Raw genomic sequence first — 11,146 nt, 5'->3', positions numbered from 1 at the left:
GATTTTACTTGGAAAGCAGCTTTTTCAGACGCTCCGCCGCCTCGAGCGTGCGCTTCTGATCGCCGAAAGCGGTCAGACGGAAGAAGCCGTCGCCGTTTTTGCCGAAGCCTGCGCCCGGCGTGCCGACTACGTTGGCGTTCTCCAGCAGATAGTCGAAGAACTCCCACGAGCCCATGCCGTTCGGGCACTTGAGCCACAGATACGGGCTGGACTTGCCGCCGGTGTACCAGATGCCGAGCGAGTCGAGCGTTTCGGAGAGCACCTTGGCGTTCTGCTTGTAGTAGCCGAGGGTTTCCTTGATCTGCTTCATGCCTTCTTCGGTGAAGCAAGCTGCTGCGCCCTTCTGTACGATGTAGGGCACGCCGTTGAACTTGGTGGTCTGGCGGCGCAGCCACATCTTGTTCAGCTTGCCGTCCATCAGCGCCTGCGGGACAACCGTCCAGCCGCAGCGCGTGCCGGTGAAGCCAGCCATCTTGGAGAAGGAGCAGAACTCGATCGCGCAGGTCTTTGCGCCCTCGATCTCAAAGATCGAACGGGGCAGGTTTTCATCCTCGATGAAGCACTCATACGCTGCGTCATACAGGATCACAGCGTTGTTGGCATTGGCATAGTCCACCCAAGCCTTGAGGCCTGCACGGTCGTAGGCCGCGCCGGTCGGGTTGTTGGGTGAGCAGAGGTAGATGATATCAGCATGCACCGATGCATCCGGCAGCGGCAGAAAGCCGTTTTCTTCGGTCGCATTCATAAAGATGACCTTGCGGCCCGCCATGACGTTGGTATCGACATACACCGGATAAACCGGGTCGGGGATGAGCACGGTATTGTCCGCGCCGAAGATGTCCAGGATGTTGCCGAGGTCGCTCTTTGCGCCGTCCGAGATGAAGATCTCGTTGGTGTCAAGGTCTACGCCGTGGGTCTTGTAGTAGCCGACCAGCGCTTCGTGCAGGAAGCCGTAGCCCTGCTCGTCGCCGTAGCCGTGGAAGGTCTCCTGCTTGGCCTGATCCTCGACCGCTGCGTGCAGCGCGTCAATAACGGCAGGCACGAGCGGACGGGTCACGTCGCCAATGCCCAGACGGATGATGTCCGCTTCCGGGTGCGCGGCGGAATATTCGTTTACCTTGCGTGCGATTGTGGAGAACAGATAACTCTGCTCCAGATCGTCGTAGTGCTTATTAATCTGCATTGTTTTTGCTCCTTTTCAGCGATGCTGCGACAAACGCCTTGAACAGCGGATGCGCGCGGTTGGGACGGGACTTGAACTCGGGATGGAACTGTACGCCGATGTAGAACGGATGGTTCGGGATCTCGACGGTCTCCACCAGCTCGCCCGTGGGGGAAGTGCCGGTGATCAGCATGCCCTTGGCTTCAATCTGATCACGGAAGTTATTGTTGAACTCATAGCGGTGGCGGTGGCGTTCGGAGATCATCTCCGAGCCGTAGGCCGATGCCATGATGGTGTCCGGACGGATTTTGCACGGATATGCGCCCAGACGCATCGTGCCGCCCTTCTTGGAAATGCCCTGCTGGCTTTCCATCAGGTCGATGACCGGATGAGTGGAATCCGGGTCAAATTCGGAGGAGTTTGCGTCCTCAAAGCCGAGCACGTTGCGTGCATAACTCATAACGGCGATCTGCATGCCGAGGCAGATGCCGAAGTAGGGGATGCCCTGCGTGCGTGCATAGTTTGCCGCACAGATCATGCCCTCAATGCCGCGCGGGCCGAAGCCGCCGGGAAGGATGATACCGTCCACTTCGCCGAGCAGCTTGTCCACGGTCGAGTCATTGATTTCCTCGGAATCGACCCAGTCGATATCGACAAAGCAGCCGTTTTCGTAGCCGCCGTGCTGCAATGCTTCTGCAACCGAGAGGTATGCGTCGTGCAGCTTGACGTATTTGCCGACCAGCGCGATTTTAACGTGCTCCTTACGGGAGGCGATGCGCTCAAGCATCGCAACCCATTCACTCATATCGCCCTTGGGAGCGCCGATGGCAAGCTCGCGGCAGACGATGTCGGACAGATGGCTTTCTTCCAGCATCATGGGCGCCTGATACAGAACCGGCAGCGTGCGGTTTTCGATGACGCAGTCCTCCTGCACGGTGCAGAACAGCGAAATCTTGCGCTTGATGTCGTCATCGAGCGGCTGATCGACGCGCGCGACAATGATGTCCGGAGAAATGCCCAGACCGCGCAGCTCCTTGACCGAGTGCTGGGTGGGCTTGGACTTCGGCTCGTTCGAGCCGGAGATAAACGGCACGAGCGTGACATGAATAAACAGGCAGTTGCGGCGGCCGACCTCGGTCGCCACCTGACGGATGGCTTCGAGGAACGGCTGGGACTCGATATCGCCGGTCGTGCCGCCGATTTCGGTGATGACCACATCCGCCGAGGTCTTTTTGCCGACCGAGTAGATAAAGGACTTGATCTCATTGGTGATGTGCGGGATAACCTGCACGGTTTCGCCCAGATATTCGCCTGCGCGCTCCTTGTTCAGGACGTTCCAGTACACCTTGCCGGTGGTCAGGTTGGAGAATTTGTTCAAATCCTCGTCGATGAAACGCTCGTAGTGGCCGAGGTCGAGATCGGTCTCCGCGCCGTCGTCGGTGACGTATACCTCGCCGTGCTGAAACGGGCTCATCGTGCCGGGGTCAACATTGATATACGGGTCCAGCTTTTGCGCGGCAACCTTGAGGCCGCGGCTTTTGAGCAGGCGGCCGAGCGACGCGGCCGTGATGCCTTTGCCCAGACCGGAGACAACGCCGCCGGTCACAAAGATATATTTTGTCATAACTCGATTTCCCCCTTGAATACGGTCGTTGCCGCGCCCGTCATGAACACGGTCTGGTCGGTGTAGCGCACGGTCAGATCGCCGCCGCGCAGATGTACGGTAATATCCTCGCCTTTTTGTGCGCGTCCGGTCAGCACCGCGGCCACGCCCACCGCGCACGCGCCGGTGCCGCAGGCCCAAGTCTCGCCCGAGCCGCGCTCCCACACGCGCATTTTGAGTGTGCCGTCCGGCAGGACGTTCACGAACTCGGTGTTGACGCGCTCCGGGAACAGCGCATGGTGCTCAAATTTGGGGCCGATCCGTTCAAGATCCAGCCCGTCGATGTCCTCATCGAGGAAAATGACGCAGTGCGGGTTGCCCATGGAGACGCAGGTCATATGATACACCTTTTCGTCCACGACGATCGGCGCACCGATGACCGTATCGCCCTCCATATCAACCGGGATGTCGGCAGGTTTGAGGATCGCCGCGTCCATATCCACGCGCGCGGATACCATTTTGCCGTTCTCGACAGTCAGTTCGAGCGTTTTCACGCCCGAAAGCGTGTCAACCGTGATGGTGGTGCGTCCGTCGGTCATGCCGTTGTCGTACAGGTATTTGCCGACGCAGCGGATGCCGTTGCCGCACATTTTGCCCTCCGACCCGTCGGCGTTAAAAATGCGCATCTGCGCATCCGCCTTGTCCGAAGGGGAAATCAGGATGATGCCGTCGCCGCCGATGCCGAAGTGCGGCTCACTCAGCCGGACGGAGAGCGACGCGGGATCGGGTACCGTCTGGTCAAAACAGTTGAAATAAATGTAGTTGTTGCCGCAGCCGTGCATCTTGGTGAAGGACAGCTTCAAGCGGGCTCCCTCCTTAGAAAAAACAAAAAATGGTATATGAGCAGGGCGATCACAGACCATTGCTCATATACCATTTAGTATATCATAATCCGTCGGGAATTTCTCTATTCATTTCAAAAAAAGGGGAAAAATTTTGTCGCAGCGGGACGGATGGTTTAAGCGGTATCGCACAAAAGCGCATCAATCCGGCATGCCGCCGGAGATGATGTGTTCTGCGATTTCCCGTTTGGTGCGCCGCTGGTTCATCGCCTGCTGTTCGATATAGGCGTGCGCCTCGGGCTCGCTCATCGCGCAGCATTCGATCAGCAGGCATTTGGCGCGGTCAACCAGACGGATATCCTCGATACGCTGCTGCAAGCGGCGGTTTTCGCGCCGCAGACCCGTCAGGCGGGAGCGTGCGGCGCGCGTCATGCGCAGCGCCTGTAAAAACAGTGTGCGGGACAGCGGTTTGGGGATGACAAAAACCCCGTCGTCCTCCACCTTTTCGGCAACACTGTCGGCGACTTCGGCTTTTGCCAGCAGGATCACGCCGGCAAGCGTATCGCATGCGGCAGTTTGCGCCAGCTCATGACCGAATTCATCCGGCAAGGGCGTGTTGACCAGAACCAGATCAAAGTCGCCGTCCACCAGTGCGCGGCGGGCTTCCGAACCGGAGGAAACCGCAACGGTTTTGGCCTGCACACCGCAGGAGGTGAGAAATTGTGTCAGCATGGCATGGGATTTTTGCGTGGCGGAAACGATCATGATGCGTTCCAAGCAGCGTTTCCCTCCTTTCGGGTAAGGATGGGAGTAAAATCAGTAGCGCTCGAAGTACAGCGTGCGCTCGGCGGAAAAGCGGTCATCCGCCAGTGCAATGCGGTCGTGCTCGACCTGCTTGGCGGCGAAAAACGCTTCGCGCGCCTTCGTCGGCAGATGGCGGGTGATGAAAGGGCTGTCCTGTGCGCAGCGGATGGCTTCGCAAAGTGAGCCGGGCAGCGCTTGATATTGGGCACGTACCGCATCCGAGGCGGTGAACAGGTTGTCATTGCACGCAGGGGCGAGCGGCAGCTGCTGTTCGATGCCGTCCAGACCTGCGTGGATGAGCAGCGCAAAGACGATATAGGGATTGATGCAGCCGTCGAACGAGCGCACCTTCATGCGGTTGGCCAGCTTGCCGTTTGCCAGAGGCACGGCGATCAGCGGCGCGCGGTTCTGGTGCGACCAAGTGATATACTTGGGCGCTTCAAATTCGCCCAGCCGCTGGAACGAGTTGGTCAGCGGGTTGCCGAAGATGGTCATTTCCGCCGCGTGCTGCAAGATGCCAGCAACAAAGCTGCGTCCATCCTTGCTTTGGTCAAAGCCCGGGTGGAACAGATTTTGTCCGTTCCGCATGATGGAAATGGACAGGTGCAGACCGCTGCCGGGAATGCTGGGCAGGGGTTTGGGCAGGAATGAGGCGTGCAGACCGCTCGATGCGGCAATGGATTTGACCACCCACTTGAAGGTGACAAAATTATCCGCCGCCTCCAGCGCTTCCGCATAGCGGAAGTCAATCTCATGCTGGCCGGGGCCTTGCTCGTGGTGTGAGGATTCGGGCTGGATATTCATTTCCTCGAGCGTCAGGCAGATCTGGCGGCGCACGTTTTCCGCCTTGTCCAGCGGAGCCACGTCGAAATATTCGCCGTGGTCGTGAGGGATGATGGTGGGACGTCCGTTCTCGTCCAGCTCAAACAGGTAAAACTCGCTTGCTGTGCCCATCATGATGGAATAGCCCGACTGACGGGCGCGGCGGCTGGCCTCGCGAAGCAGGTGACGGCCGTCGCCCTCGAAGGGCGTACCGTCCGGATAGCGGATATCGCAATAGAACCGCACGACGCGCCCCTGCGTGGGCCGCCACGGCAGCACGGACAGCGTCGCGGGGTCGGGGAACAGCAGCAGATCGGAGTCATCGACATTGAGAAATCCGCGCAGCGAGGACGCATTGAAATGGATGCCGTGTTCAAAGGCGCGCGTCAGCTCGGTCGGCATGATGGCGATGTTTTTCTGATTGCCGAAGATGTCGCAAAAGGCCAGACGGATGAATTTAACGTCGTTTTCCTCGATAAATTGCAGCACTTCGTGCATGGTGGTGTCCATAAGAGCCGCGCTCCTCTCTGAATAAATATGATATGCGCCATGCAGCGCAAAAATCAGGATTCGTAGGTATAAAGCTGATGGTAACCGGCCTCCGGATGGGGGGACAGCACATAATATTGCTGCGCGAGCAGGGTGGCAGCGTCGCCGCCGAAATGGCGGCAGTATTCCTCCAGATACGGCGTAATGCCGTCAAGGTCAGCCTGCGATGCCGGGCTGACCAGCACCTGCGGTGGCAGACCGGTCGGGGCTTTATCACATCTTAACACAATTTTGCCGCCATGCATACCGGTGCCGCAGAAATTTCCGGCGGGGTAGGCGCCGTCCTGCTCGCGTCCCAGCACCAGAATCAGGCCGCCGGCCTGATATTCGCCGAGGAACGAGCCGGCTTTGCCGCCGATGACGATAACAGGGAAGTGCTGCTCGTAGGCCTTCATATGGATGCCGCCGCGATAGCCGCAGTCGCCCTCGATGAAAATGCGACCGCCGCGCATGCCGTAGCCGCAGGCGTCGCCCACATTGCCATGAACAATGATATCGCCTTGGTTCATGGTGTCTCCCACCGCTTCCTGCGCGTTGCCGAACACTTCAATGGTCGAGCCGCAAAGGTACTGGCCCAGACCATTGCCGGGCGTGCCGTGGATGGTGATGGTGCGGCCCGCGGAGCCGCAGCCGAGATACCGCTGGCCGATCACGTTTTCCACCGTGATCTCGCTGTCGTCGATCGCGCGGATCTGCTCATTGAGCTGCTGATAATAGGTAAGGTTTGCCTGTACAGTGGTCATCAGTGTGCGCCTCCTAACTTTTTCGCGCGTTCGGCACGGGAGAATGCCATCAGCTGCGGCTTTTCGCGGATCAGGTCGAAGTCGATGGTGTCGAGCGGGGTGCGCTCGCGGATGAGAGAGGTATAGATGCCCGCGCGGTCTACATCGCCGATCATGATGAAGCCGACCAGATGATTATCCTGCGTGACCAGCAGCTTATAGTGCTCTTCGTCCTGCTCGAGATAGGTTTCACCATCATAAGCACCGGCGGTAATCATGTGCAGTCCCATGAAGCCGGATGCGTTCATGGGGATGGCCTTGTCGAAGGATGTACTGCCGCCCGCCATGTTGCGGCCTGCGGTTTCGCCTTGCATATAAGCGTTGGGCAGGATGGCGAGAATGCGGTCGGTATCCGCGGTAATGTCGTGCGACACGGTGCAGTCACCTGCCGCGTAAATATCCGGCACAGTGGTGGCGGAGTGATCGTCGGTCAGGATACCACGGTTCACTTCGCAGCCCGCGTCCGCTGCCAGTTCGGTGTTCGGCCGCACGCCAACCGCAATCACCAGCACGTCAAAGTCGATCGTGCCGCCGCTTTGCAGGGTGGCGGTATTGCCGTCAAACCGGGCAACGCTGTCACCGAGGATGAAGCGCACACCCTTGCTTTCGATGTGCTTCTGGATGATGGCGGCAGGCGCTTCAGTCAGTACGTTGGGCAGGATGCGGGGCGCAAGGTCAATGACCGTCAGCTCGCCCACGCGCTGGTAGATGCCCTCGGCACACTTCAGACCAATCAGGCCCGCGCCGATGATGAGCACGCGCTTGTCGTTCGCGTCACCAAGCATATTGTTCAGCCGCTTGGCGTCGTCGAGCGTCATGAAGCTAGTCTTGTTCTGCACGGTGTCCAGCCCCTCCATGGGCGGGACGAACGGACGAGAACCTGTGCAGATGCACAGCTTGTCATAGGGCACAGCCTCGCCGCCCTCGAGCAGCACGGTCTTTGCAGCAGGGTCAATTTTGGTCACCGTGCGGCCGAGCATGGTCTTGACACCGTTTTTCTCGTAAAAGTCAGCCGGACGGTAATGCAGCATTTTGTCCTCGGTCGTTTTGCCGAGCAGCAGATAGGAGATCAGCGGACGACCGTACACCGGATAAATCTCATCCGAAATGACGGTGATAGCACTGTCGCGATCGACCGCACGGATGCCTTCGATCGTGCCGACTGCGGCGGTGCCGTTGCCAATAATCACGTAATTCATGCCGATTTCACCTCTCTTCATAGACGATAGCCTTGTTCGGGCAGCCCTGTACGCACATGGGCTGACCAAACTCGTTCTTGGCGCACAACTCGCATTTCTGGATTGCGCCCTCGTTGGAGGTCGACAGCGCGCCGTACGGACAGGACAGGATGCAGGTGTAGCAGCCGACGCACTTATCCGAGTCAATCTGCACCGCGCCGTCTACGATGGTCAGCGCGCCCGAAATGCAGCCCTTGACGCACAGCGGGTCGGTGCAATGGCGGCAGTTAACCGCAAAGGAGATGTTATTGCGCTCCTCGATACGGATGCGCGGCGCGATTTTATGATCCTTGAGCGCCTTGACCATCGAGGACTTGCCGGAGTTGGCAAAGACGCAGTAATATTCGCATAAATGGCAGCCGAGACACCATTTTTCATTGACATAAACTCGTTTCATCGTTGCTTTCCTCCTTATTCGCCCGCATGCTTGATGCCGAGGATATTAAGCTCCTTCTGGGTCAGGCCGAGTCCGCGCAGCATCAATCGATTGCCGCGCAGCGCTTCGATCGAGTTGATGCCCATGCCACCCATCATTTCTTTCAGTTCGTGATCCCATGCGGTGACCAGATTGATCAGGCGCTGCGAGCCGATATCTGGATTAAGGCGCTTGACCAGCTCGGGGCGCTGAGTTGCAATGCCCCAGTTGCACTTGCCGGTCTGACAGGAGCGGCACAAGTGGCAGCCCAGTGCGAGCAGGGCGGAGGTAGCGATGTAGCATGCGTCTGCGCCGAGCGCGATGGCTTTTAACAGATCGGCCGAGTTGCGGATTGAGCCGCCGACAACCACAGAAACCTGATCGCGGATGCCTTCGTCGCGCAGCCGCTGATCGACCGCGGCGAGCGCCAGCTCGATCGGGATGCCGACGTTGTCGCGGATGCGGGTCGGGGCGGCGCCCGTGCCGCCGCGGTAGCCGTCGATGCAGATCACGTCCGCACCCGAGCGGGCAACGCCAGACGCGATGGCGGCGACATTGTGTACTGCGGCAATCTTGACCATGACCGGCTTCTTGTACTCGGTTGCTTCCTTGAGCGAGAATACAAGCTGCCGCAGATCCTCAATCGAGTAGATATCGTGGTGCGGAGCGGGGGAGATGGCGTCCGTGCCCTCCGGGATCATACGGGTCTTGGAGATATCCGGGCCGACCTTGTGGCCGGGCAGGTGACCGCCGATGCCGGGCTTTGCGCCCTGCCCCATCTTGATTTCAATGGCTGCGCCCGCTTCCAGATAGTCCTTATGTACGCCGAAGCGGCCGGACGCGACCTGCACAATGGTGTGCGGGCCATACTGATAGAAGTCCGGATGCAGGCCGCCCTCGCCGGTGTTGTAGTAGGTGCCCAGCGCGCAGGCAGCGCGGGCGAGCGATTCGTGCGCATTATAGGAGATCGAGCCATAGCTCATCGCGGAGAACATGATCGGTACGTTCAGTTCGAGCTGCGGGGACATGTTGGGAACCAGACGGCCGTTTTCGTCGCGCTCGATTTTGCCGGGCTTTTTGCCGAGGAAGGTTTTGGTTTCCATCGGCTCGCGGAGCGGGTCAATCGAGGGGTTGGTGACCTGCGATGCGTTGATGAGGATTTTATCCCAGTAAATCGGGTACGGCTCGGGGTTGCCCATCGAGGACAGCAGCACGCCGCCCGAGCCAGCCTGCCGGTAAACCTCAGAAATGGCCTTGCCTGTCCAGTTGGCGTTTTCCTTGAAGGTGTGATCGGTTTTGACGATTTTCAGTGCGCGCGTCGGGCAGAGCGAGACGCAGCGGTGGCAGTTGACACATTTACTCTCGTCCACCATCATCTTTTCAAATTCCGGATCATAGAAATGCACTTCGTTGGCACACTGCCGCTCACAGGCGCGGCAGGCGATGCAGCGGTCGTAATTGCGCACGACCTCATACTGCGGATACAGAAAATCAATCGCCATTACTGCTCTCCTCCTTCATTCAATCGGACGATGACCGCTTCGCCGCCGCGCGGCGCCCAGATGCGATCCAGTTCGGGTGCGATCACACGCACCGCACATTCTTCGGACGCAATATAAACCGTCTCGTCCTTTTCGCCCACCACCATACTGCGCAGCTTGAGGCGGTCATTGAGTGCCATCAGGCCGCCCTCAAAGCCCACAAGGATCGAGAACGGGCCGGTGACCATCAAAGAGGCGAAGGCATTGCGCAGATAAGTGAGCCGTTCGCGCTCGGCGGGCTCCTGCTTTTCAATGGTAGACCAGAACGGCGCAGCAATGACGCGGCTGATCTCTTCCAGGGTCAGACCGAGCTTGCGGCCAAGATAATCAACGATGTAGGTGATGACCTCGGTATCGGTCAGCAGGTCGCAGGAATAGCCGAACATTTCAATGAAGCGGCGGTTTGCGTCATAAGAGGAAATCTCGCCGTTATGAACCACCGTGGTGTCCAGCAGCGCGAACGGATGCGCACCGCCCCACCAGCCGGGGGTGTTGGTCGGATAGCGGCCGTGGCAGGTCCAGGAGTAGGCTTCGTATTCCTCCAGACGATAATACTCGCCAACATCCTCCGGAAAACCGGATGCCTTGAATACGCCCATATTCTTGCCCGAAGAGAAGATGTACGCGCCATCCAGTGTATGGTTGATGCGGATGACGAAACGGGCGACGAATTCGCGCTCATCCAGCTGGCTGGAGGCCAGTTTGGTGTGCAGCGGGGTGACGAAATACCGCCAGATCATCGGCTCATCGGTGATGCGGGGGTGGCGGCGCGTTGGAATCTTGGAGAGGTTTACGATATCGAAGTGCCGCTCTAGCTCCTTTTCACATTCCTCCTTTGCGTGCTGCGTATCATAGAATATATGGAACGCATAGAAGTCGGCGTACTCGGGATAGATACCGTAGCCGGCGAAGCCGCCGCCCAGACCGTTGGAACGATCATGCATGGTGCGGATGGAGTCGATGATGCGCGTGCCGTTTTCGCGCGTACCGTCCTTATGGAAGATGCCGGAGATTGCGCAGCCCGCCGGAATACGGATTTTGCCTTCTTTTTGCAACATGGTGCTTCCTCCTTTTATATGCGCGTTGCAGGGCGTTCCCCCTGCGGGGAAGCCGACCGCCGGACGTGCGTCAGTAAGTGGGATACGCCGCCGGACGGGGGGTAGGTATAAAAAAGACGCCCGCCAGAGCCGAGGATCGAAAATGATCCCCGGCTCTGGCGGACGCCTTTGTCCGTGTACCTATTCTATTACAGTACAGGCGGCAGCGTCAAGCGGGAAAACAGTGGAAATAATCAATTTTTTACAATTTGCATAGAATGGTCGCGTTCTGCCCGGTTGGTTTTCAGAAGGTTGCATCAAATCGCCCGTTTGGGCGAAAAAGAGTGTCCG

At 58.7% G+C, this 11,146-nt stretch carries 10 protein-coding genes; all 10 read right to left on the bottom strand.

The genetic code is table 11. The features are described 5' to 3' along the window. Positions 1 to 4: 4 nt before the first annotated feature. Positions 5 to 1,183, bottom strand: a complete 1,179-nt coding sequence (locus tag ABGT74_RS06160; RefSeq protein ID WP_297283898.1) for an LL-diaminopimelate aminotransferase — start codon at positions 1,181 to 1,183, stop codon at positions 5 to 7. Beyond that, the gene (locus ABGT74_RS06155) at positions 1,173 to 2,786 is read right to left on the bottom strand and encodes a CTP synthase (protein ID WP_346704882.1); all 1,614 of its coding nucleotides are present in this window, start codon (positions 2,784 to 2,786) and stop codon (positions 1,173 to 1,175) included. The genes ABGT74_RS06160 and ABGT74_RS06155 overlap by 11 nt, the downstream gene beginning before the upstream one ends. Further along, positions 2,783 to 3,628, bottom strand: coding sequence for a diaminopimelate epimerase (gene dapF, locus ABGT74_RS06150; RefSeq protein WP_346704881.1), 846 nt, complete (start codon positions 3,626 to 3,628; stop codon positions 2,783 to 2,785). Before dapF ends, ABGT74_RS06155 begins: the two co-directional genes overlap by 4 nt. A gap of 180 nt (positions 3,629 to 3,808) precedes the next feature. Further along, on the bottom strand, positions 3,809 to 4,384 hold the full coding sequence (locus ABGT74_RS06145; RefSeq protein ID WP_346704880.1) for an ANTAR domain-containing protein: 576 nt from the start codon (positions 4,382 to 4,384) through the stop codon (positions 3,809 to 3,811). A 39-nt stretch (positions 4,385 to 4,423) separates the two neighbouring features. After that, positions 4,424 to 5,743, bottom strand: a complete 1,320-nt coding sequence (locus ABGT74_RS06140; protein ID WP_346704879.1) for a glutamine synthetase family protein — start codon at positions 5,741 to 5,743, stop codon at positions 4,424 to 4,426. Positions 5,744 to 5,796: 53 nt separating this feature from the next. Then, a complete protein-coding gene (locus tag ABGT74_RS06135) occupies positions 5,797 to 6,525 on the bottom strand; it encodes a glutamate synthase (protein WP_346704878.1) in 729 nt (242 codons plus the stop codon). Continuing rightward, positions 6,525 to 7,763, bottom strand: coding sequence for an FAD-dependent oxidoreductase (locus tag ABGT74_RS06130; RefSeq protein ID WP_346704877.1), 1,239 nt, complete (start codon positions 7,761 to 7,763; stop codon positions 6,525 to 6,527). Before ABGT74_RS06130 ends, ABGT74_RS06135 begins: the two co-directional genes overlap by 1 nt. A gap of 7 nt (positions 7,764 to 7,770) precedes the next feature. Then, positions 7,771 to 8,199 carry a 4Fe-4S dicluster domain-containing protein gene (locus ABGT74_RS06125; protein ID WP_346704876.1) on the bottom strand — a complete coding sequence of 143 codons (429 nt, stop codon included), beginning with the start codon at positions 8,197 to 8,199 and terminating at the stop codon, positions 7,771 to 7,773. A gap of 14 nt (positions 8,200 to 8,213) precedes the next feature. Continuing rightward, positions 8,214 to 9,719: a glutamate synthase-related protein gene (locus tag ABGT74_RS06120; RefSeq protein WP_346704875.1), complete on the bottom strand. Its 1,506-nt coding sequence runs from the start codon at positions 9,717 to 9,719 to the stop codon at positions 8,214 to 8,216. Beyond that, positions 9,719 to 10,816, bottom strand: a complete 1,098-nt coding sequence (locus ABGT74_RS06115; protein ID WP_346704874.1) for a glutamine amidotransferase family protein — start codon at positions 10,814 to 10,816, stop codon at positions 9,719 to 9,721. Before ABGT74_RS06115 ends, ABGT74_RS06120 begins: the two co-directional genes overlap by 1 nt. Positions 10,817 to 11,146: the final 330 nt, after the last annotated feature.

Source organism: uncultured Agathobaculum sp. (assembly GCF_963927765.1).
GTDB lineage: Bacteria > Bacillota > Clostridia > Oscillospirales > Butyricicoccaceae > Agathobaculum.
This window is presented reverse-complemented; position numbering and strand designations above follow the sequence as displayed.